The sequence below is a fragment of the Mesorhizobium sp. M0954 genome (assembly GCF_040319155.1).
In the GTDB taxonomy this organism is placed as follows: domain Bacteria; phylum Pseudomonadota; class Alphaproteobacteria; order Rhizobiales; family Rhizobiaceae; genus Mesorhizobium.
Genome location: NZ_JAMYNR010000020.1, coordinates 1 through 21,103 on the forward strand (window position 1 = coordinate 1; position 21,103 = coordinate 21,103).

The following is a 21,103-nucleotide window of genomic DNA, read 5'->3' on the forward strand; positions in this document are numbered from 1 at the left end:
CCTCCCCTTCCAGGACTTCGCTGTTTTTCTCTTCCCCCCCACCCCCCCCCGCACTGGGTTTTGCGACCCCCCGCCTCCCCCCACCCGCCGCGGCGCCCCCCCCCCCCCCCCCCACCAGGCTTGGGAGGCTTAGCGAGCCGCGGTCCAGCCCTTGTAATCCTTCAAATTGTCGGCCGTGATCAGCTTCGGGTCGAGCAGCACCGTCGGCTCGGCCGGCTTCTTGCCGGCAAGCAGGTCAGCCGCCATCGTCAGCGACTGGCCGGCCATCACATAGGGATCCTGCGAGGCCGAGGCCTTGATCATCGACGTGCCGGAGGCGAGTTCCTTCTCGATATCGGGTGCACCGTCGACCGCGGTGAAGATGAACTCCGAGCGGTTGAGCTGCTTGGCCGCAAGCTGGGCGCCGATCGCCGTCGGATCGTTGATCGCGAAGACCGCGTCGATCTTGTCGAAACGCGTCAGCAGCGACTGGAACACTTTCAGGCCGCCGTCACGCGAGCCTTCGGCGTTCTGGTCGTCGGAAAGGATCTTGATGTCGGGGTGCTTTGCCAGCACGTCCTTGCAGCCCTTGACCCGCTCCAGGATCGACGACGAGGCCGGGCCATTGAGGATGACATAGTCGCCCTTGCCGCCGGTATTATCGACCAGATACTGGCAGGCCTCTTCGCCGGCCTTGACGTTGTTGGTCATCACGGTGACGTCGGCGCCGGGCGCCGAAACGTCGAAAGCGGCAACGACGATGCCGGCCGCCTGCGCCTTCTTCACCGCCGGCGCGATCGCCTTGGCATCGACTGCGTTGAGCATGATGACGTCGACACCGGCAGCGATGAAGGAATCGACCTGCGATACCTGCTTGTTGAGATCGTAGTCGGCCGATACCGAGGTCACCTGCACATTCGGGTTGATCTTCTTGGCCGCGTCCTCGATGCCCTTGATGGTGGCGACGAAGAACGGGTTGCCGAGCAGTCCGACCGAGATGCCGACCTTGTTCAGATCCTTTGCCGATGCCGGCGCGATGACGGCGGCCGCAAGGGCGACGCCGCAGAGCAGTTTAGCGATGGTCTTCATTGTTTTATTTTCCTCCTGATGCCCCGCGCCTCTCACGGTGCGTTACACATGAAACCGGCTCGTTGGATGCCGGCGACTAAGGGCCATCACGTTCTTGCTCCTGCCTGGAGCCGGTAACGGTCGAGGGCGACCGCCACGATGATGACCAATCCCTTGATGATGTACTGCCAGATGTCCGAAACACCGGCGAGGATGAGCCCGTTGGACAGCACGGCGATGATCAGGCCGCCGATCAGCGTGCCCCAGATCGAGCCGACACCGCCGACGAAACTGGTGCCGCCGAGGATGACTGCGGCAATGGCGTCGAGTTCGTAGGACTGGCCGAGCTGAAGCCCGTTGGCGGCATAGAGCCGGGCCGCCGACATGGCGCCGCCAAGGCCGGCCAGAAGGCCGGAAACGCCGTAGACGAAGAGCAGCACCAGCGGCACCTTGATGCCGGTCAGCCTGGCGGCCTCGGCGTTGCCGCCGACGGCGTAGATCCAGGTGCCGAGCACGGTGCGCTTGAGCACCAGCCAGGACAGGACGACGACCGCCAGCGCGATGATTACCAGCCACGGAATGCCGAACAGCGAACCGTTGCCGATGAAGTCGAACGGCAGGTCCGCGTTGAACACCGTCGTGTCCTGGCCGAGCAGGCGGGCGACGCCGCGCACGGCGGTCAGCGATCCCAGCGTGACGATGAAGGGCGGCAGCTTGATATAGGCGATCAGCAGCCCGTTGATGACGCCGAAACCGAGCCCGACGAGAATGGCCGCGGGCACCCCCAGCAGTCCCCAATCGGGCACCAGCGACACCATCACTGCCACCATCGCCGAGGCGGCAAGGATCGAGCCGACGGACAGGTCGATGCCGCCGGTCAGGATGACGAAGGTCATACCGGCGGCCAGCACGATGTTGATCGACGATTGCTGCATGACGATCAGCAGATTGGTCTGGGTGAAAAAGCGCGGATTGATGAACTGGAAGCCGACCGCCAGCAGGATCAGGATCGGCAGCATGCCGAGTGCGGCAATGGCGGTACGCCACCTCGTGCTCCTGCCGACCGCCCGGTCGTCCGCTTTCATCGTGTCGGCCACCTTGTCGGTCATCGCTGAGCCGCTCCCGTTGCAAGTTCCATGATCGCTTCCTGCCGCAGCGGCTCGCCCTCCGACGCCGTCACCTCGCCGGCAATGGTGCCGTCGCGCATCACCAGCACGCGGTCGGCGATGCCGATCACCTCCGGCAGTTCGCTGGAGATCATCAGGATGGCGATGCCTTTCTTGGCCAGGTTGTCGATCAGCCGATAGATTTCCGACTTGGCCCCGACATCGACGCCGCGGGTCGGCTCATCGAGGATGACGACCTGCGGCTCGGTTTCCAGCAGGCGGGCGAGCAGCACCTTCTGCTGGTTGCCGCCCGACAGCGAGCCGGCATTGGCCTGCACCGAGCTGGTGCGGATGGTGAGGTCTGACACCGCCTTGGCGGCGCGCTTTTCGGCAGCCGTGAAGTCGCGCAAACCGCCGGCCTTCGCGTCCTTTGCCAGCACGCCCATGCTGATATTGTCGGAGATCGACATGTCGAGAAACAGGCCAAGTTGCTTGCGGTCCTCGGTCAGGTAGGCGATGCCGGCATCGAGCGCCTCGCTCGGCGAACCGATGGATATCGGTTTGCCGCCGAGCTCCAGCGTGCCTGATGTGTGCCTGTCGGCGCCGAAGATCAGCCGTGCCAGTTCGGTGCGGCCCGAGCCGACCAGGCCGGCCAGTGCCAGCACCTCGCCCTTGTGGAGGTCGAAGGAACAATTCTTTATGAGATTGCCGTCCGACATGCCGCGCACCGACAGCGCGATGGCGCGCTTGCTGTCCGGCGGACGGTGATCCTTCTTGTAGAACGTCGACAGATCGCGCCCGACCATCATCGATACCAGGCGCGAGGCGTTCAGGTCGGCGCGGTCGAGCGTGCCGACATAGCCGCTGTCGCGTAGCACGCTGACGCGGTCGGCGAGCTGGTAGACCTCTTCCATGCGGTGGCTGATGTAGATGATGGCGATGCCTTGCGACTTCAGCGTCGCGATCACCTCGAACAGCCGGTCGGTCTCACGCGAGGTCAGCGACGTGGTCGGCTCGTCCATGACGATGATGCGCGCATTGGTCGACAGCGCGCGGGCGATTTCCACCAGCTGTCGCTCGCCGAGCGACAGGCTTGCGACCGGAGTGCGCGCCGAGAAGGTCACGCCGAGCCGCGCGATGATCTCGCTGGCGCGCCGATTGCACTGCTCGCGGTCGACAACGCCGAACCGTCGCGGCTCGTTGCCGAGAAAAATGTTCTGCGCTACCGACAGATTAGGCGCCAGCGACAGCTCCTGATAGATGACCGCAATGCCGGCGGCGCGCGCCTTGATCGGGTCGCCCGTCGCGGCCGGCACGCCGTCGATCAGGATTTCGCCGCCGGGGTCCGGCCGATAGGCGCCGGACAGCACCTTCATCAGCGTCGACTTGCCGGCACCGTTTTCGCCCATCAGCGCGTGCAGCTCGCCGGCGTGAACGGCCAGCGACACATCGTGCAAGGCGCGGATCGCAGCGAACGTCTTGGAGATGTGGCGCATCTCCAGCACCGGCTGGCGCACCGTCTCGATCCGGGCGGCGGCGCTCATCGCGCACCTCCTGCAGCTGCGCTGGCCACAGCCCGGTCGGCGGCAAGGCCGCGCCAGTCGTTGCGATAGCCGGCAAGGCCGCTGAAACTTGCCGCATGCACCGCCTCCGGCGCTTCGGTGGCAAACTCGCGTCCGACGCTTTCGAAGGCAAGTGCGGCAGCACCGGTGGCGCTGCCCTCCAGCGTTGCGCCCTGCAGGAAAGCCTGCCCGGGCCGCAACTGCGCCAGCAACGCGGCAAGCAGGCCGCCATTGTTCAGGCCGCCGTCGACGATCACTGTGTTGTCCGAATGGATCAACTCGAGGCACAGATCGACCATCAGCGCGACATAGAGCAGCGCCATGGCCGCGCGTTCCTCGGCATTGGGCGTACGCCCGACCAGTTCGCCGCGGCGGTGCGGCATCGGGCCGCCGGGGGCGAAGCTCGGCAGCGCCATAATGCCGGCGTCGATCACCCGTTGTATCGATGACGGCGCGATTGCGCCCTGCCAGCCAGCGCTGATCGTGGCGAATTCGCGCCCACCCATGAAGCGGACGGTTGGCACCGGGCCGCCATCGACATCGACATTGACCAGCATGTCGCGCTCGCCGTCGAGTGCGTCGAGCGGGCAGTCGGGATTGAGGACGACCACCCAGGTGCCGGTCGAGACCACGGTCACCGGCCCGAGCTGCTGCCGGCGGTAGGCATGGAGCGCGGCATTGCTGTCGTGGACGCCATTATGGATGGCGACAGGCTTCGCGGCCTGGCCGAAGCGCTGCTCGCCGATCACCGCGCCGGCACGCTCGAAGGCGGGCATCTGGCCGCGCCAGCCCTCGGCATCGACTAGCGAGCTGAAATCGCGTTTGCGCGGCGCCCATAAATGCGAGTGGCAGCCAAGATACGACACTTCCGATACCGGCCGGCCGCCAAACCGCCAGCTCCAATATTGGGGGTAGCCGAGGATCGATTTCGCTGCGGCGAAGGCACCGGGCTCCACCTCGTTCAGCCACAACATGTGGCGGCCGTAGTTGAAGCCAAGCGGCAGGCGCGGCGAAAAGGTCTCGGCAAAATCCGGAATGCGGCGGTCGATCTGCGCGGCGATTTCAGCTGGCGGTTCCTGCTCGTAATCGAGGATCGGATGCGTCAGCGCGGCTTCGTCGACCAACGCGAAGGTACAGCCATGGCCGGATACCATCAGCCCTTCCACGCCATGCGTGTCGACTGCAGCATCGATGGCGCGAGCCGCCCAGTCGTGCAGCGCTGGCTCGTCGAGCACGCTGAAGCCGCCTTTGCGGATCCAGCTCGGCTGGCTGCGGCGCTCGTCGAGGATCTGTCCGTCCTGGCCGAAGACGAACAGCTTCGAATTGGTCTTGCCGAAATCGAGGACGGCGATGTTCACTGGGCGCCTCCCGAGGAAGCCGCGATCCGCACCATGACGCCGGCATCTTCGAGCATGCGGGCATCTGTCTCGGACAGGCCGTCATCGGTGACCAGCGTGCCGATCCGCGACAGCGGCAGTGCCACATTGCGCGCGTGGATCGACAATTTTCGGCTGTCGGCCAGCACGACGATCTGGTCGGCGCAGAGGCTGAGCTCGACGATCGAGCGGACCAGCAGCGGGTGCGATTCCAGAAGGCCTTCCTGGCCGATGCCTTGCGCGCCGAGAAAGAACTTCGAGGCGTAGAACGGCACCGTCTGCGTCAGCGAATGGATGATGCCCGGCTCGCGGTGCAGTTCGCCGCCGGCGACGGTGAGGCTGCAATGGCCGTGGTCGCTGAGATAGGCCGCGAGCGGCATCGAGTTGGTGTAGAGCCGGATGTTGCGGTCGGCGAGCTTGACGCCGAGATGGAAGCAGGTCGAACCGCCATGCACGATGACCGCGTCGCCGTCGCGCACCATGGTGGCGGCGAGAGCGGCGATCTGCCGCTTGGCCTCGACGGCGAGGTCGCGGTTCTCGTCATAGGGCCTGGCATAGGCGACGCCGGCTTGCGAAGCGCCATCGAGCGCCGAGATGCCGCCATAGACCTTGCGCGCTTCGCCGGCCTCGTCGATCTTGTCGATGTCGCGCCGCACCGTCGCCGCCGATACGCCAAGCCGCTCCTGCAGCTCGCGCACCGATGCGAAAGGCCGGTCCCGCAAAAGCTCGACAATCTGACGCTGGCGGCCGGAGTCGCTCAACCCTTACCTCCCAATGCGCTTGCCTCCCAAGCATTTTGCACGGCATTGCCGTTTTGCATGGCAATTGGTGCAACTTACTCAACGGCCCTCGGATTGCAAGCCTGATTTGACGCGATAACATCACTGTTGACGTAACTTACTCGCATCTGCGATACCAGCATGGATCTTCGTCCCGGCACCGGGACGTCCAAAGCCGTGGCCACGCGGCCGGATTGTAGAGGAATTTCGATGACGATCACTGCGGATGCGCAGGAACTGGCAGCGCTGCGGTCGCTTTCGGCCGCCATCGGCAGCGACCCGCATCTGACCCAGGCCGCCGGCGGCAACACCTCGCTGAAAGCCGGCGACACGCTCTGGATCAAGGCCTCCGGCACCTGGCTGAAGGACGCGCTCATCGCCGACATCATGGTGCCGGTCGGCATCCCGCCATTGCTCGACGCCATCGAACGGCGCGAGCCGGCCGCCGAACAGCCGCAGGCCTTCACTGTCGACGCCCTCAACGCGCGCGGCTTGCGCCCGTCGATCGAGACCACCGTGCATGCGCTGATGCCGCAGCGCATCGTTCTGCATGTTCACTGCGTCGAGACCATTTCGCTGGCCGTGCAGGCCGACTGCGAGGCCGAGGCCGCCAGGCGGCTCAACGGCCATCAATGGGCGTATATTCCCTATCGCCGGCCGGGACTGCCGCTCGCGCAGGGTATCGCCGAGCGCCTTCGGCCAGGCGTGGATATCCTGATCCTCGGCAATCACGGCCTGGTCGTTGCAGCCGAGACCGTCGCCGCGGCCGACATGCTGCTGCGGCGCGTGACACGACTGTTGGCGCGGCCGCCGCGCCAGGTGGCGGAACCGGACATCGCGGCATTGACGGCGCGCGCCGGCGACAGCGACTACAGATTGCCGGCGGACGTTGAGGCGCATGCGGTGGCGATCGACCCTGAAAGCTGCCGCATGGCTTCGGGTGGCAGCCTCTACCCCGACCACGTCATCTTTCTCGGCGAAGGCTCGGTCGTGGCGAGACCGGACGAGGGTGTGAAGCGCGTCATCGAGCGCTGCGGCGCCGCACCCGTGGCGATCCTGTTTCCTGGACTCGGCGTGTTGATGCGCGGCGACGCCGGCGCCGGTGCCGACGCCATGCAGCGCTGCCTTTCCGACGTGACGGCGCGGATCGATGTCTCGGCGAAGCTGAATTATCTGACAGCGGCGGAGAATGACGAGCTGATCAACTGGGACGCCGAAAAATATCGCCAGAAACTCAATGCCGGAGGCAGCTGACATGTCGCGTTCGTCTGGCCCGCTTGCCATCGGCATCGACATCGGCACATCCGGCGCGCGCGCCGTCGCCATGCGTCCGGACTTTTCCGTTGCCGCGCATTCCGCTATTGCCCTCGAGCGATTTGGGCCGAACGGCCGTGACCCCGCAATATGGTGGGAGGCGGTCGGCGCGACTTTGGCGGAACTGGTCAAATGTATCGATCGCGCGGCAGTGCGCTCGATCGCCGTCGACGGTACGTCGGGCACGCTGCTGCCGGTCGACGGCGCCGGGCGGCCGCTGGCCGAACCGCTGATGTACAACGACAAGGTCGCTGACGACACTATTCTGACAGCAATAGCCGGCGCGGCACCGGCAACGAGCGCTGCACTCGGGGCAACCTCCGGTCTCGCCAAGGCGCTGTCTTTCCAGCACCTGCCCGGCGTCGCCACTGTGCTGCACCAGGCAGACTGGATCGCCGGACAGTTTTCCGGCCATTTCGATGTCAGCGACGAGAACAACGCCCTGAAGACCGGCTACGACGTCGAGGCCCGGCGCTGGCCGGACTGGATCGCGGCGACCGGCGTGCGCATGGAATTCCTGCCCCGCGTCGTGCGGCCGGGCGATGTCACGGACACGCTCACCGCCAGCGCTGCGAAAATGTTCGGCCTGCCGCGCGACGTGGTTGTCGTTGCCGGCACGACGGATGGTTGCGCCTCATTCCTGGCGACCGGTGCCAGTGCCGCGGGCGACGGCGTTACCGCGCTCGGCTCGTCGCTGACCATCAAGATTCTCTGCGACCGGCCGATCTCGGCGCCGCAATTCGGCATTTACAGCCATCGGCTGGGTGACACCTACCTGGCGGGCGGCGCCTCGAACTCCGGCGGCAAGGTGCTGGCCCAGCATTTCCCCGTCGCCCGCATTGTCGAACTCAGCAAAAAAATCGACCCGGCGACGAAGACCGGCCTCGATTATTACCCGCTGCCGGCGCCGGGCGAACGCTTCCCCATAGCCGATCCGGCGCTGCCGCCGCGCCTCGAGCCGCGGCCCGCCGACGACGCCGACTATCTGAAAGCGATGTTCGAGGGTATTGCGGCGATCGAAGCGCTCGGCTATCGCCGGCTTGCCGAACTCGGCGCCCCCCGGCTGACATCGGTCAGGAGCGTCGGCGGCGGTGCGGCCAATCCGGCCTGGACAGCGATCCGGCAGCGCAAGCTTGGCGTCGCTCTCGTGCCGGCTCTTTCGGAGGAGGCCGCTGCCGGCACGGCGCGGCTGGCGCTGATGGGCGCAAGCGCAGCGGGGCTTTTATGACGGACAAGGCAATTCAACACCTCGACGGCATCGCCGCGCTGACCGACCGCTATCAGGTGTTCCTGCTCGACCAATTTGGTGTGCTGCACGACGGCACCAGCGCCTATCCAGGTGCTGTCGAAGCGTTGTCGGCACTCAAGCGCGCCGGCAAGACCATCGTACTGATCTCGAATTCCGGCAAGCGGGCGCAACCCAATGAGCGCCGCCTGCTGAAGCTCGGCTTCGAACCGGGAAGCTGGGATCACTTTGTCTCCTCCGGCGAGGTGGCGTGGCGCTCCTTCCACCAAATGGCAGCCTCCGGAGCCCTGCGCCCGCAGACAAAATGCCTGCTGATCCGCCGCGACAATGACCGTTCGGCTGTCGACGGCCTGCCCTTCGTCCTGGCCAAGGACGGCTACGATGCCGAACTGGTGCTGATTTCCGCCAGCGAGGGCGATCGCTACGACCTCGACCATTATCGCCGGCTTCTTGGTCCGGCGGCGGCGCGGCGGGTGCCATGCTTCTGCACCAATCCCGACAAGATCATGCTGACTGCCGTCGGCCCTCGCTTCGGCGCCGGCCGGCTCGCCGATCTCTATGAGAGCCTCGGCGGCAGCGTGGTGCGCATTGGCAAGCCCAATCCGCAGATATTCGAGGCAGCGCTGGCACTGGCGGGCCACCCGGAGCGCGACAGCGTGGTCTGCGTCGGCGACAGCGTCGAGCACGACATCGCCGGCGGCAACGGCGTCGGTGTCGCGACGACGCTGGTCCTGTCGGGCATATTGGCGGGGGCGCCTGACCTGGAGGACGTTTTCGCCACGCTGAACGCCCGTCCCGACTACATCGCGGATAGCTTCAGGTTTCGCTGAGGCGAGACAAAGCTAATCCAGGTTGAAACGCCCGATCACCGGCACATGGTCCGAGGGCCGTTCCCAGCCGCGCGCCGGCCGCAGGATTTCATAGCCGGCAAAATGCGGCACCAGGTTTGGCGACGACCAGACATGGTCGAGGCGGCGGCCGCGATTTGAGGCCTGCCAATCCTGGGCGCGATAGCTCCACCAGGTGTAGAGTTTCTCCTCGTAAGGCACATTGAGCCGCATCAGGTCGATCCAGTCGCCGGCGAGCCGCATTGCCTCGAAGTTTTCCGTCTCGACCGGCGTATGGCTGACGACATTGAGGAGCTGCTTGTGCGACCAGACATCGTGCTCGAGCGGCGCGATGTTGAGGTCGCCGACCAGGATCGAGCCGGAGTGCTCGTCATGCTCGGCCCGCACGGCGTTCATCTCGGCAACGAAATCGAGCTTGTGCTTGAACTTGCGGTTGACGGCCGGGTCGGGCTCGTCGCCGCCGGCCGGAACGTAGAAATTGTGCAGCAGGATCGTTTTGCCGCCGGCGTTGACGGTGACCGACAGATGCCGGCTGTCGTCGATCTCGCAGAAGCGGCGCTTTTCGACCACCTCGATCGGCCGCCGCGCTATGGTGGCAACGCCGTGATAGCCCTTCTGGCCATGGAAGGCGATGTGCTCGTAGCCGAGCTTGCGGAACGCCTTCTCCGGAAACAATTCGTCCGGAACCTTGGTTTCCTGCAGGCAGAGCACGTCCGGCGCCTGCTCGACCAGCAGGCGCTCGACGATCGGCATGCGCAGCCGGACGGAGTTGATGTTCCAGGTAGCGACGGAAAACGGCATGTGGGGTTCCACGCAAGATCCGCCGGATGGCTCCGCCGGAAGTCAATCGCGGAAACTACTGCCAGCCGCGCACCGCAAAAACAAGCCGCCCGCACCAACGCGGGAAAAGCTATCCCGCAGCAGTAGGAAGTTACCGCGTCTTGGTGTTCAGCTCGCGGTTCGCCGTATAGTCGATGGCGAAGGTGTCGGGGGCGAAGCTGACGCCCTCCTTGGTGTTGAAGATCATCACCGTCGTGTCCTTGCCTTGCGCATCGGTGATGGTCCACTGCCGCAATTCATAAGATTTCGGATCGAACATCATGGTGATCTTCGAATTGCCGAACACCGATTTGTCAGCAAGCTGGATGGTGGTGAGATCGTCCTCTTCCTTGACGCTTCTGACGCGCCCGCCCGACAGATCGATCTTGTCGTCGAGCAGCAGCTTCAGCGGCGTCTTCGACAGCGGATAGAGGTCGGACGTCCGCAGCTTCTTGTTGAGGATGACCACCGACTTGCCGTCGGAAATCACCCTGAAATTCGAGGCGCCGTCATAATTGAAGCGGATCTTGCCCGGCCGTTCCAGAAAGAACTTGCCGCCGGTCTGCTCGCCCTTGGGTCCGAACTGCACGAACTCGCCGCTCATCGATTTGACCGAGGAGAAATGATCGGCGATCTTCTGCGCCGTCGCCGGAACCGCTGCTTGCGCCGACGCCAGCAGCTGGAAGCCGGGCACGAGGTTGGCGGCCGCCGCACCGGCCAGGACCAGGCCGAGGCCGAGCACCTGCCGGCGGGTTGGGGCGAAATCCCTGCTTGGGGCGAGAGTTGCGTTTTTCATGCCGGTCACCATCATCTGATTGCTTGCTCGTTATATTGGTCTGGCCCCCCAGTTGGGCTTAAGTTTGGCGGCACGGCGCTCATCGTTGCAACGCGCCAAAAGGTTCAAAGTTGCCGGCGCGGACGCGCTCTAGAACTTGTCGTCCTCCGTCGGCACCAGGATTTCGCGTTTTCCGGCATGGTTGGCCGGGCCGACAATGCCTTCCTTCTCCATCTTCTCGATGATCGAGGCGGCGCGGTTGTAGCCGATGCCGAGCCGGCGCTGGATGTAGCTGGTCGAGGCCTTGCCGTCGCGCAGCACCACCGCGACCGCCTGGTCGTAGGGATCGTCGGAATCCTCGAAATTGCCGCCGTCGCCGCCGCCACTGCCTTTGCCCGTCGGCTCATCGTCATCCTTGTCGTCGTCCTCGGTGATGGCGTCGAGGTATTCCGGCACGCCCTGCAATTTCAGATGCGCGACAATCTTCTCCACCTCGTCGTCGGAGACGAAGGGACCGTGCACGCGCTGGATGCGGCCGCCGCCGGCCATGTAGAGCATGTCGCCCATGCCGAGCAGCTGTTCGGCGCCCTGTTCGCCCAGGATGGTGCGGCTGTCGATCTTCGATGTCACCTGGAAGGAGATGCGGGTCGGGAAATTCGCCTTGATGGTGCCGGTGATGACGTCGACCGATGGCCGCTGCGTCGCCATGATGACATGGATGCCGGCGGCGCGCGCCATCTGCGCCAGGCGCTGCACCGCGCCTTCGATGTCCTTGCCGGCGACCATCATCAAATCGGCCATCTCGTCGATGATGACGACGATGTAGGGCATCGGCTCGAGGTCGAGGTTCTCCGTCTCGTAGATCGCCTCGCCGGTTTGGCGGTCGAAGCCGGTCTGCACGGTGCGCGAGATCCTTTCGCCCTTTTTCTCGGCCTGCTGCACGCGCGCGTTGAAGCCGTCGATGTTGCGGACGCCGACCTTGGACATCTTGCGGTAGCGGTCCTCCATCTCCCGCACGGTCCATTTCAGCGCCACCACCGCCTTCTTCGGATCGGTGACGACCGGCGTCAGAAGATGCGGAATGCCGTCATAGACCGAGAGCTCCAGCATCTTTGGATCGATCATGATCAGCCGGCAGTCCTGCGGCGTCAGCCGGTAGAGCAGCGACAGGATCATGGTGTTGATGGCGACGGACTTGCCCGAGCCGGTGGTGCCGGCGACCAGCACGTGCGGCATCTTGGCGATGTCGACGATCACCGCCTCGCCATTGATGGTCTTGCCCAGCGCCAGCGCCAGCTTGGCCTTGGTGGTTTCGAAATCGCGGCTGGCCATGATCTCGCGCAAATAGACCGTCTCGCGCCTGGCGTTCGGCAATTCGATGCCGATCGCGTTGCGGCCGGGCACCACGGCGACACGGCAGGCGATGGCGCTCATCGAGCGGGCGATGTCGTCGGACAGGCCGATGACCCGCGACGATTTGATGCCGGGCGCCGGTTCCAGCTCGTAGAGCGTGACGACCGGACCCGGACGCACATGGATGATTTCGCCCTTGACGCCGAAATCCTCCAGCACGCCCTCGAGCAGGCGGGCGTTCTGCTCCAGCGCATCCTTGGACAGGCTGGCGTCGCGCACCACGTTCTTTGGTTCCGACAGGAAGTGCAGCGACGGCATCTCGAATTTTTCCGAGCCGATCAGCGAAGTCTGCGCCTCGCGCTGGACGCGGGCGCCGGGGGCCGGCCGCGGCGCCGGCGCCTCGACGCGTGTCGCCGCGTCGGAACGGAAGTTCTGCACCCTGGCCGTTGGCGCGGCGCGGCGCTGGCCGGCCGGCTCGGGCGCGAAATCCATGTCGTCGTCATTGTCGTCGTTATCGAAGACGTCGGCATCGTCAGGGTCGATCGAGGCACTGCGGTCGTTGACCATGGCGGCGAAGAATTCCGGCTCGACGCGGGCGCGCCCGCCCGGGCTCATCCGCGCCTCGGCGAACTCGGCCGATTCGACCCGTTCGGCCGCCCGCCGCCAGGCGCTGGGGCGCGGTTCCATCTCCGGCTCGAAATCGTCGCGCTCGCGCCGGCGCGCGGCGCGGCGGCGCAGATAGGCCCGCAGCGACAGCCACCAGTGGGTGATGGCGCCAAGCGCCAAAATACCTTCGTCGCCCTCGTCCTCTTCATTGTCGAAAAGCAGGTCGTCCTGCGGATCGGGCACTGCGGGCTGTTCGAGGACGGCAAAGCCGTTCTTGCGCGAAATCAGCGCCGAGCCATACAAGAATACCCACAGCGCCGGCGCTGCCAGGAGCACGGCGAGCACGCTGGCGACGAGGCCGGTCGGATAGCCGCCGATGACCAGGCCCGGGATATTGAGCACCATGTCGCCGAAGACGCCGCCGAGGCCAGTCGGCAGCGGCCAGGTCTTGGGCGGCACCACGCAGCCGGCAATTGCCGCGCCAAGCAGCGAAAACCCGAACCAGGCCAGTGCCCGTTTCGGCAGCCGGTCGACGCCGCGCGCGGTAAACAGCAGAAATCCCCAGATCACCGCCGGCACCAGCGCCGCAACGGCGGCAAGTCCGAAGAACTGCATGGCAATGTCGGAAAAGACGGCGCCGGCATAACCCATTGCATTGGTGACGATATTGTCGGTGGCGTGCGAAAAGCTCGGATCGGCGACGTTCCAGGTGGCAAGGGCGGCGACGCCGAAACCAACCAGAGCAAACAGCCCGGCACCGACCAGCCGCCCGACCTGGCGCCTCGCGAACGACCGGATGCCGTGCTCCGTATCGGCCAGCGCAAGCGGTGCTGAAGCCCCTGAACGCATGCTCTTCCTCGTCTGTCGTTGCCCGGCCGGGCGCGGACGCGCAACACGGCAGATTCGGCTGTCAGACTAGCGGCGGGAAGGTTAAGGGCGCATTAACCATGGGCATTCTGCGTCACCGGAACGGGCGACCGCCACCACAGTTCGGAGCGTTGCGGCCGCTGTTTCACGCCGCCGGCGGATCGAGCACCTTGATCAAGCGATTGTGTGATCGAGCCATAACGGCCGCCTGCACACAAAAAAAGGCCCGGAAGGTTTCCGGGCCTCAAGGCGTGAGCCCTTTCGGGAACATCACGACGGGATCTTCCCGGCACCGGCAAAACGCCGGTGCCAGCCAATAAACCTCACGGCACCACTTCGCCGTGCTGGCTGATGTCGAGGCCTTCGACCTCTTCCTGGGTGGAAGGACGCAGGCCGACCAGCGCCTTGACGATATAGAGGATCACGAAGCTCGCGATCGCCGTCCACAGGATGGTGAAGACGATACCGTAGAGCTGCTTGCCGACAGAGGCACCCGAGCCAAGGCTGTTGATCGCCGGATCGGCGAGCACGCCGGTCAGCAGTGCACCGATGATGCCGCCGATGCCGTGCACGCCGAATGCATCGAGCGAGTCGTCATAGCCGAACGCGTGCTTGAGCTTGACGGCCGAGACGTAGCAGAGCACGCCGGCGACGATGCCGACGATGAAGGCGCCGGTCGGATTGACGAAACCGGAAGCCGGCGTCACCGCGACCAGGCCGGCGACGGCGCCCGAGATGATGCCAAGCACGCTCGGCTTCTTGGCGACGATCCATTCGGCGAACATCCAGGCGAGCGCCGCGGCGGCAGCGGCAACCTGGGTGTTCAGCATCGCGGCACCGGCAAGGCCGTCGGCGGCCAGTTCCGAGCCGGCGTTGAAGCCGAACCAGCCGACCCACAGCAGCGAAGCGCCGATGACGGAGTAGACGAGGTTGTGCGGCGCCATGTTGGTGGTGCCGTAGCCTTCACGTTTGCCGAGAACCAGCGCGCAGACCAGGCCGGCAACGCCGGCGTTGATGTGAACGACCGTGCCGCCGGCGAAATCGAGAACGCCGGCTGTGCCGAGGAAGCCGCCGCCCCACACCCAGTGCGCGATCGGGGCGTAGACCACCAGCAGCCACGCGCCCATGAAGATGAGCAGCGCCGAGAACTTCATGCGTTCGGCGAAGGCGCCGGCAATCAGCGCCGGCGTAATGATGGCGAAGGTCATCTGGAACATCGAGAAGACGAACTCAGGAATGTTCGCCACGCCCGGCAGCCACAGCGAGGAGGTGGTGATGCCGTTGTGGAAGAACTTCGAGAAGCCGCCGAGATAGGCATTCATGCCGCCGCCATCCGAGAAGGCCAGCGAGTAGCCGAACATGAACCACAGCACCGTCACCAGGCAGGTGATGGCAAAGCTCTGCATGATGGTGGCGAGCACGTTCTTTTTGCGCACCATGCCGCCATAAAACAGCGCCAGGCCCGGTACGGTCATCATCAGCACCAGCGCCGTCGAGGTCAGCATCCAGGCTGTGTTGCCGGTGTCGAGCGCGGGCGCAGGGGCAGCCGGTGCCGCCGGTGCCGCTTCCTGCGCGAACGCAGCAACCGAGCCCAGTGCAGCGAGAGCGAGCGAACTTAAAACGGCCGCGCGTCCCGTTATCTTCAAGGTGGAAGGAATATTCATTGAACTCTCCATTGGAATACGTATCCGCAGCTCAAAGCGCGTCGGTGTCTGTTTCGCCGGTGCGAATGCGCACCGCCTGGTCGATGCCGAAAACGAAGATCTTGCCGTCGCCGATCTGGCCGGTCTTGGCCGCCGCGGTGATGGCTTCGACGGCCTTGTCGACCATGTCGACAGCGACCGCGACTTCGATCTTGATCTTCGGCAGGAAGCTGACCGCGTATTCCGCCCCGCGATAGATTTCCGTGTGACCCTTCTGACGTCCGTAGCCTTTTACTTCGGTGACGGTCAGGCCCTGGATGCCGACTGCGGTGAGCGCCTCGCGCACCTCGTCGAGCTTGAACGGCTTTATGATTGCCATCACGATCTTCATAAGGTTTCACCCTTTGCTGTTGCGGGTCCCCGCGTTTGCACGACTTCGCCGATCCCCATGAGAGCCGGAGAGTGCCCGCTAGGATTCAAGCTCCGTGCCAATTGCCGAAGCAGGGTGTTAAGCTGTTGTTAAACAACGAAATCGAGAAGGTCTGGCAGCTGCCTGTTCACAGGCGCGGCAGTGCATATGCTTAAAAAATAGGCAAATTTCGAAAAATGCCTACTCCGCAGGCGGCCGCTTCAGCCGGATGAGTCCTTCTTGGGCAACCGAGGCGATCAAGGTGCCGTCGCGGGCAAACAGCGAGCCGCGGGTAAAGCCACGCGATCCTTGCGTCGACGGACTGTCTTGCGTGTACAGCATCCAGTCGTCGAGCGGATGGCTGCGGTGGAACCACATGGCGTGGTCGAGGCTGGCTGCCTGGATATCACGATCGAAAATGGCGCGGCCATGAGCAAAGGTCGAGGTGTCGAGCAGCGTCATATCCGAGAGGTAAGCGAGCACGGCCGCCTGCGTGGCGCGGTCGGCCGGCACCGGGCCGGTGGTGCGGATCCAGATGTTCTGCTTCGGCTCGAGCTTTTCCCGGCTGGTATAATGCTTCAGCATCACCGGCTTCATCTCGATCGGCCGGTCGCGCTCCCAATAGCGCTTGATGCCGTCGGGCACGGCTTCGCCGAACTTGCCCAGCAATTCGCGCTGCGACAGCAACGTGTCGGGCGCCGGCACGTCCTGCGGCATCGGCACCTGATGTTCCAGGCCGACCTCATCCTGCTGGAACGAGGCTTCCAGCGAAAAGATCGCCTGGCCGTGCTGGATCGCCACGACGCGGCGCGTGGTGAAGGAGCCGCCGTCACGGATGCGGTCGACCTCGTAGATGATAGGCACCTTGGTGTCGCCCGGCCGCATGAAATAGCCATGCAGCGAATGCACGTGGCGCTCGGGCTCGACCGTTCGCTGCGCGGCGACCAGCGCCTGGGCGATGGTCTGGCCGCCGAAGATGCGCTGCCAATCGAGCTTGGGGCTGCGACCACGATACAGGTTGTGTTCCAGCTGCTCGAGGTCGAGAATGCCGAGAAGCTCGTCCATGGCTGCCGTCATCTTGACCTCGCCGCTAAATTACCATGGCGGTTTCCGACAGGAACAGCGGGCAGTCAAGGGCGGAATGCCCGGCGACAGTCAGGCTGCGAAAGGAATTGCCATGGTCGACAGCAAGAATTCGCTCGACGTTCTGGTCGCCGGCGCCGGTTATGTCGGCCTAGCCGCCGCCGTGTCGCTGAAGCAGGCGCGGCCGAGCCTCGCCGTCGCCGTCGTCGATGCAGCACCCGCCAGGGTCTGGCGGAAGGACGGCCGCGCCTCGGCGATTGCCGCCGCCGCGTGCCGCATGCTCGACCAGCTCGGCGTCTGGAACGAGATCGCGCCGGGGGCGCAGGCGATCACCGAAATGATCGTCACCGATTCGCGCACATCCGATCCGGTCCGCCCGGTGTTCCTCACTTTCGACGGCGAGGTCGCGCCCGGCGAACCCTTTGCGCATATGGTCGCCAACAAGGATTTGAACGGCGCCTTGCGCCGGCGCGCCGAACAACTCGGCATCGGCATCATCGAAGGCGTCGCCGTCAGCGCCTTCGACATCAACGGCGCCGGCATCACCGTGCATCTTGCCGACGGCGCGACGCTGAAGGCGCGGCTGCTGGTTGCCGCCGACGGCGTCAATTCGAAGCTGCGCGACATGGCCGGCATCAAGACGGTGAAATGGGAGTATGGCCAGTCCGGCATCGTCTGCACGGTGGCGCACGAGCGGCCGCACAACGGCCGCGCCGAAGAGCATTTCCTCCCCGCAGGCCCGTTTGCCACGCTGCCGCTCAAGCCGGGCAAGGACGGCACCAACCGCTCGTCGATCGTCTGGGTCGAACGGTCGCAGGATGCCGAGAAACTGGTCAGTGGCGACACGCTGGTCCTGGAATATGAGCTCGAGCAGCGCTTTGGCCTGAAACTCGGCGAAATCCATCTCGCCGACAAGCCGCGTGCCTGGCCGCTCGGGCTGATCATTGCGCGCGCCTTCGTCGCGCCGCGCATCGCCTTGGCCGGCGACGCCGCCCACGGCATCCACCCGATCGCCGGCCAGGGTCTCAATCTCGGCTTCAAGGACGTGGCGGCGCTGGCCGAAGTGGTGGTCGAGGCCGACCGGCTCGGCCAGGACATCGGCGCGCTCGACGTGCTCGAGCGCTACCAGCAATGGCGGCGTTTCGACACGGTGCAGATGGGCATCACCACCGATGTGCTGAACCGGATGTTTTCCAACGATTTCGGCCCGCTGCGCACTTTGCGCGACATCGGCCTCGGCCTCGTCGAGCGCATGCCCCGGCTGAAGGGGTTTTTCATCCGCCAGGCGTCGGGTCTGTCCGGCGACACGCCGAAACTGTTGAAGGGCGAGGCGATCTAAACAGGCCCTGAAGCTTCCCCAACTTCGTCATCCCTGGGCGTAGCGACGCGAAGCGGAGAGAAGAACCCAGGATGACGAAGCGATCAGGCGTCTCGGCTTGATCGCCATGCGGTCTGCCAAATTTCCGTGTCAGGGAACTTAGTTGACCTCGAAGCCCAGCTTCTGGCGCAGCCGCAGCATGCGCTGGTCGGGAATTTGCAGGTTTTGACCGCCGGCTTCCGCCGCACGGCTGACCATCCGCAGCAGATCGCTCCTTTCGGCCGCGTCGAGCCGTTCGCGCAGGAACGGTGCCAGCTTGTCGATGACCACCGTGGCGTCGTCGATTTGCGATGCCGCCCATTTGGCGTAGATCACCGCTTCATCGGTCTGTTTTTTGTCGGCAATCTCCGAGATCACCGATCGAATGGCAGCTTCGCGTTGCGGCAGCACAGGACCATGTTCGGAAACGATGGCGGTGATCAGCGTCGCGGCGGCGACGACCGGATCGTCGATCGCCGTCAGCGGCGAGAGCGCCGCCTGCTTGCGCAGTTTCTTGCGGCGGACGTTGCCCTGGACGCGGCCAACCACGTCGGCAACCTCACGCGCCGCGTCGTTCATGGTCTTCAGCCGGTACCACCAGAACGCCGCCGCCCCCAGCAGGCCGATTGCAGCAATCAATATATGCATGCCCAAGATCCCCCAATCTCGGGCGACGATAGGAGAAGTATTGCTTCGCTTCAACACGCAAAAGTTGCGCCGATTGAAGAAAACGACAGCCCGCGCCAGTCGCCGGCCGCCATCACTTTGCTAAGGATCTTATCGGGACATCCCTACGACCCCGGCACGTTGTAGATCGCCCGCACCTCGATCGTGCCGATTTCGGCCAGCGGAATCTCGCCCGCGATCTCCAGCGCCTCATCGAGGCTCTCGGCCTCGATCATGACGAAACCGAGCAACTGCTCCTTGGTTTCGGCGAAGGGGCCGTCGGTGACCAGCCGCTTGCCCTTGCGCCTGCGAACGGTTTTCGACGTCTGCACCGATTGCAGCGCCTGCGCGATGATCAGCATCCCGCGTTGGTCCAATGACCGGTCATGGGCCATCGAATCGGCGTCGAGCTTGGCCAGCCTCTCGGGGGTCATTGCGTAGAGATCTTTTTCTTCACCATAGACTAGGCAAACATACTTCATTTTTATCTCCATTCCTGGCTTGAAGCCGAAGACGAGGCTACGGAAATCTCCGCGGAGCCCTTGCCTGCCGCAGAATCGAGACCGGCCGCAGCATAGTCGAGAAGAGATACCGCAATCCCAATGATGGCAATCGCCGCAAGCAGTCGGCCGAAGCCGGAAGGCTGCAGGCGCGACCAGTCGGCTTGTTGTTCACCGGCCCTGTGGCCGGTGCTTGTCCAGTGAGCAGAAAACAGATTGTTCATGTGGTCCTCCATCCGGCCACCAAGTCCATGGCCGCCCGCAGGACGGCCGGGACAGATGGAAGTCGACATTTTTGCACGCATATTTTTTTCGAATTTTTTTCGCTCGACATGATGTGTCACGCCGCCGCCGATACGAAAGCGTGGGTGGCCTTCGCTCCCGCGCGCGCTATAGTCGACTGGATGCCGATCACGGGCTCAGCCACGACAATCAAGGAGGAATTGATGGACCGCACCGCCAACGCCGTTTGGAAAGGCAGTTTCAAGGAAGGCAAGGGCACACTCGAAACCCAGAGCGGGGTGCTGAAGGGCACACCCTATTCGGCCAAGACGCGTTTCGAGGATGAAAGCGGCAAATCCGGCACAAACCCGGAAGAGCTGATCGCCGCCGCCCATGCCGGCTGCTACGCCATGCAGCTTTCGCATTTTCTCGCCGAGAACGGCACTCCGGCTGCCGAGCTCGACGCCAAGGCCGTGGTAACGCTGGTCCCCGGCACCGGCATCACCGGCAGCGCGATCACGCTGGTCGGCAAGGTACCGGGCATTGATGCCGCCAAGTTCAAGGAATTGGCCGAGAAGGCCAAGGCCGAATGCCCGGTCTCGAAAGCGCTCGGCGCCATCAAAGTATCGCTCGACGCCAGGCTCGGGTGAGAGCTGGTCTGCGAAGCGGGCGATCCTTCGCGCCCCCTCTCGAATGATATTGGCTTTTTTCGCCAACGAGCGCGTCGAGGCGGGCGCGCAATGCCGCGACCTCCTCCTCGAGGGCCCGCACGCGCATTTCCATATCCGACGCCGGCGAGGACGACTGCAGGGGTGCTGCGGCAGCCGACAGCTGCGGCGGCCCGCTGAGCAGATGGACGTAGCGATCCTCGCGCTGGCCTGGGCCGCGATCGATCTGCTGCACCAGCGGTGGCCGGCGGCCGATCAGCAGATCGAGATTGCCGCGAAGCTCGTCGATCGACGGCAGCCGCGCCATGCGCTCGCTTCGCGCCAGCAATTCATAGGCCGTCTGCGGGCCGCGCAGCAGCAACAGGCCGAGCAGCGCGATCTGCGCCGAGGTCAGGGAAAAGCGCTGCGCCACGATATGCTCGTAGCGCTCGACGCGCGACGCGAACACTTGCCTGACGAGGCCCTTCTGCTCCAGCTGGCCAAGCGCCCGCCTGACCTCGGCAAGCTCGACCGACATTACCGGCTCGCGCGCCGTCTTCTGGTTGGCCGCCGCATTTGCCGCATTGAGCGTCAGCGGATAGACGTCCGGCGTCAGCTCCTTCTTCTCGATCAGGCAGCCGAGCACGCGGGCTTCGATGGGAGAGAGGATGGGAAGGTCGGAATCGGTCATAAGTTTGCTATCCTTTCGAACTCGGCGGGACAGCGCCCCCCTCTGTCCTGCCGGACATCTCCCCCTCTAGTGGGGAGATTGGCTGTCATCACCGCTTCGCCACTTTTCAAGGCTGCAGAAAGGGCGCTGTCCTCCAAGCTGCTAATCTCCCCCCTCAAGAGGCCTCAAGGGGGGAGATGTCCGGCAG

20 protein-coding genes are annotated in these 21,103 nt (G+C 64.7%); 5 read left to right on the forward strand and 15 right to left on the reverse strand.

The genetic code is table 11. From position 1 onward, the window contains the following. Positions 1-129 precede the first annotated feature (129 nt). From NKH93_RS23815 to NKH93_RS23835, 5 genes are all read right to left on the reverse strand, one after another. Positions 130-1,068: an ABC transporter substrate-binding protein gene (locus tag NKH93_RS23815; protein ID WP_352470775.1), complete on the reverse strand. Its 939-nt coding sequence runs from the start codon at positions 1,066-1,068 to the stop codon at positions 130-132. Positions 1,069-1,154: 86 nt separating this feature from the next. Beyond that, on the reverse strand, positions 1,155-2,132 hold the full coding sequence (locus NKH93_RS23820; protein ID WP_502894527.1) for an ABC transporter permease subunit: 978 nt from the start codon (positions 2,130-2,132) through the stop codon (positions 1,155-1,157). Between the two features lie 20 nt (positions 2,133-2,152). Next, positions 2,153-3,697: a sugar ABC transporter ATP-binding protein gene (locus tag NKH93_RS23825; RefSeq protein ID WP_352920482.1), complete on the reverse strand. Its 1,545-nt coding sequence runs from the start codon at positions 3,695-3,697 to the stop codon at positions 2,153-2,155. Next, on the reverse strand, positions 3,694-5,073 hold the full coding sequence (locus NKH93_RS23830) for an FGGY-family carbohydrate kinase (protein WP_352920479.1): 1,380 nt from the start codon (positions 5,071-5,073) through the stop codon (positions 3,694-3,696). The genes NKH93_RS23825 and NKH93_RS23830 overlap by 4 nt, the downstream gene beginning before the upstream one ends. Continuing rightward, a complete protein-coding gene (locus tag NKH93_RS23835; RefSeq protein ID WP_023680486.1) occupies positions 5,070-5,852 on the reverse strand; it encodes a DeoR/GlpR family DNA-binding transcription regulator in 783 nt (260 codons plus the stop codon). The genes NKH93_RS23830 and NKH93_RS23835 overlap by 4 nt, the downstream gene beginning before the upstream one ends. A gap of 228 nt (positions 5,853-6,080) precedes the next feature. Between NKH93_RS23835 and NKH93_RS23840 the strand changes: the two genes are divergently transcribed. The 3 genes from NKH93_RS23840 to NKH93_RS23850 are packed head-to-tail and all read left to right on the forward strand — an operon-like array spanning position 6,081 to position 9,260. After that, positions 6,081-7,124: a class II aldolase/adducin family protein gene (locus NKH93_RS23840; protein WP_352920476.1), complete on the forward strand. Its 1,044-nt coding sequence runs from the start codon at positions 6,081-6,083 to the stop codon at positions 7,122-7,124. Between the two features lies 1 nt (position 7,125). Continuing rightward, entirely contained in the window at positions 7,126-8,412 is a 1,287-nt protein-coding gene (locus NKH93_RS23845; protein WP_352972372.1) for an FGGY-family carbohydrate kinase, read from the forward strand. Beyond that, complete coding sequence (locus NKH93_RS23850; RefSeq protein ID WP_352920470.1) at positions 8,409-9,260, forward strand: TIGR01459 family HAD-type hydrolase; 852 nt, start codon at positions 8,409-8,411, stop codon at positions 9,258-9,260. Before NKH93_RS23845 ends, NKH93_RS23850 begins: the two co-directional genes overlap by 4 nt. Positions 9,261-9,272: 12 nt before the next feature. Here NKH93_RS23850 and NKH93_RS23855 read toward each other — a convergent pair whose 3' ends face one another. The 6 genes from NKH93_RS23855 to tesB all read right to left on the reverse strand — a co-directional run bounded on the left by NKH93_RS23855 (position 9,273) and on the right by tesB (position 16,827). Beyond that, positions 9,273-10,079, reverse strand: a complete 807-nt coding sequence (locus NKH93_RS23855; RefSeq protein WP_352450145.1) for an exodeoxyribonuclease III — start codon at positions 10,077-10,079, stop codon at positions 9,273-9,275. Positions 10,080-10,209: 130 nt separating this feature from the next. Next, positions 10,210-10,893 (reverse strand): outer membrane lipoprotein carrier protein LolA, encoded by a 684-nt coding sequence (locus NKH93_RS23860; protein ID WP_031213172.1) that lies wholly within the window; start codon positions 10,891-10,893, stop codon positions 10,210-10,212. 129 nt (positions 10,894-11,022) lie between these two features. Then, complete coding sequence (locus NKH93_RS23865) at positions 11,023-13,680, reverse strand: FtsK/SpoIIIE family DNA translocase (RefSeq protein WP_352540844.1); 2,658 nt, start codon at positions 13,678-13,680, stop codon at positions 11,023-11,025. Between the two features lie 341 nt (positions 13,681-14,021). After that, on the reverse strand, positions 14,022-15,344 hold the full coding sequence (locus NKH93_RS23870; RefSeq protein ID WP_502896491.1) for an ammonium transporter: 1,323 nt from the start codon (positions 15,342-15,344) through the stop codon (positions 14,022-14,024). A 49-nt stretch (positions 15,345-15,393) separates the two neighbouring features. Then, a complete protein-coding gene (locus NKH93_RS23875; RefSeq protein ID WP_023679755.1) occupies positions 15,394-15,732 on the reverse strand; it encodes a P-II family nitrogen regulator in 339 nt (112 codons plus the stop codon). A gap of 219 nt (positions 15,733-15,951) precedes the next feature. Next, positions 15,952-16,827 (reverse strand): acyl-CoA thioesterase II, encoded by an 876-nt coding sequence (gene tesB, locus NKH93_RS23880; RefSeq protein ID WP_031212697.1) that lies wholly within the window; start codon positions 16,825-16,827, stop codon positions 15,952-15,954. 100 nt (positions 16,828-16,927) lie between these two features. Here tesB and NKH93_RS23885 point away from each other — a divergent pair, with 100 nt between their 5' ends. Then, entirely contained in the window at positions 16,928-18,172 is a 1,245-nt protein-coding gene (locus NKH93_RS23885) for a ubiquinone biosynthesis hydroxylase (RefSeq protein ID WP_352920585.1), read from the forward strand. 138 nt (positions 18,173-18,310) lie between these two features. Here the strand turns inward: NKH93_RS23885 and NKH93_RS23890 are convergent, their stop codons facing one another. From NKH93_RS23890 to NKH93_RS23900, 3 genes are all read right to left on the reverse strand, one after another. Continuing rightward, complete coding sequence (locus tag NKH93_RS23890; RefSeq protein ID WP_352540843.1) at positions 18,311-18,838, reverse strand: hypothetical protein; 528 nt, start codon at positions 18,836-18,838, stop codon at positions 18,311-18,313. Between the two features lie 143 nt (positions 18,839-18,981). Next, positions 18,982-19,338, reverse strand: coding sequence for a YciI family protein (locus NKH93_RS23895; RefSeq protein ID WP_352615439.1), 357 nt, complete (start codon positions 19,336-19,338; stop codon positions 18,982-18,984). Between the two features lie 2 nt (positions 19,339-19,340). Then, positions 19,341-19,580: a hypothetical protein gene (locus NKH93_RS23900; protein WP_352450153.1), complete on the reverse strand. Its 240-nt coding sequence runs from the start codon at positions 19,578-19,580 to the stop codon at positions 19,341-19,343. 222 nt (positions 19,581-19,802) lie between these two features. On the opposite strand from NKH93_RS23900, the gene NKH93_RS23905 reads away from it, so the two are divergent. After that, on the forward strand, positions 19,803-20,228 hold the full coding sequence (locus NKH93_RS23905; RefSeq protein WP_352470788.1) for an OsmC family protein: 426 nt from the start codon (positions 19,803-19,805) through the stop codon (positions 20,226-20,228). On the opposite strand, the gene NKH93_RS23910 is transcribed toward NKH93_RS23905, so the two are convergent. After that, complete coding sequence (locus tag NKH93_RS23910; RefSeq protein ID WP_352972378.1) at positions 20,197-20,916, reverse strand: YceH family protein; 720 nt, start codon at positions 20,914-20,916, stop codon at positions 20,197-20,199. The two genes, NKH93_RS23905 and NKH93_RS23910, sit on opposite strands and share 32 nt — an antisense overlap. Positions 20,917-21,103 lie beyond the last annotated feature (187 nt).

Bases quoted from the DNA above. Each gene is read 5' to 3' on its own strand.
- NKH93_RS23815 (WP_352470775.1), bottom strand. From the start codon at position 1,068: ATGAAGACCATCGCTAAACTGCTCTGCGGCGTCGCCCTTGCGGCCGCC.
- NKH93_RS23820 (WP_502894527.1), bottom strand. From the start codon at position 2,132: ATGAAAGCGGACGACCGGGCGGTCGGCAGGAGCACGAGGTGGCGTACC.
- NKH93_RS23825 (WP_352920482.1), bottom strand. From the start codon at position 3,697: ATGAGCGCCGCCGCCCGGATCGAGACGGTGCGCCAGCCGGTGCTGGAG.
- NKH93_RS23840 (WP_352920476.1), top strand. From the start codon at position 6,081: ATGACGATCACTGCGGATGCGCAGGAACTGGCAGCGCTGCGGTCGCTT.
- NKH93_RS23845 (WP_352972372.1), top strand. From the start codon at position 7,126: ATGTCGCGTTCGTCTGGCCCGCTTGCCATCGGCATCGACATCGGCACA.
- NKH93_RS23850 (WP_352920470.1), top strand. From the start codon at position 8,409: ATGACGGACAAGGCAATTCAACACCTCGACGGCATCGCCGCGCTGACC.
- NKH93_RS23855 (WP_352450145.1), bottom strand. From the start codon at position 10,079: ATGCCGTTTTCCGTCGCTACCTGGAACATCAACTCCGTCCGGCTGCGC.
- NKH93_RS23860 (WP_031213172.1), bottom strand. From the start codon at position 10,893: ATGAAAAACGCAACTCTCGCCCCAAGCAGGGATTTCGCCCCAACCCGC.
- NKH93_RS23865 (WP_352540844.1), bottom strand. From the start codon at position 13,680: ATGCGTTCAGGGGCTTCAGCACCGCTTGCGCTGGCCGATACGGAGCAC.
- NKH93_RS23875 (WP_023679755.1), bottom strand. From the start codon at position 15,732: ATGAAGATCGTGATGGCAATCATAAAGCCGTTCAAGCTCGACGAGGTG.
- tesB (WP_031212697.1), bottom strand. From the start codon at position 16,827: ATGACGGCAGCCATGGACGAGCTTCTCGGCATTCTCGACCTCGAGCAG.
- NKH93_RS23885 (WP_352920585.1), top strand. From the start codon at position 16,928: ATGGTCGACAGCAAGAATTCGCTCGACGTTCTGGTCGCCGGCGCCGGT.
- NKH93_RS23890 (WP_352540843.1), bottom strand. From the start codon at position 18,838: ATGCATATATTGATTGCTGCAATCGGCCTGCTGGGGGCGGCGGCGTTC.
- NKH93_RS23895 (WP_352615439.1), bottom strand. From the start codon at position 19,338: ATGAAGTATGTTTGCCTAGTCTATGGTGAAGAAAAAGATCTCTACGCA.
- NKH93_RS23900 (WP_352450153.1), bottom strand. From the start codon at position 19,580: ATGAACAATCTGTTTTCTGCTCACTGGACAAGCACCGGCCACAGGGCC.
- NKH93_RS23905 (WP_352470788.1), top strand. From the start codon at position 19,803: ATGGACCGCACCGCCAACGCCGTTTGGAAAGGCAGTTTCAAGGAAGGC.
- NKH93_RS23910 (WP_352972378.1), bottom strand. From the start codon at position 20,916: ATGACCGATTCCGACCTTCCCATCCTCTCTCCCATCGAAGCCCGCGTG.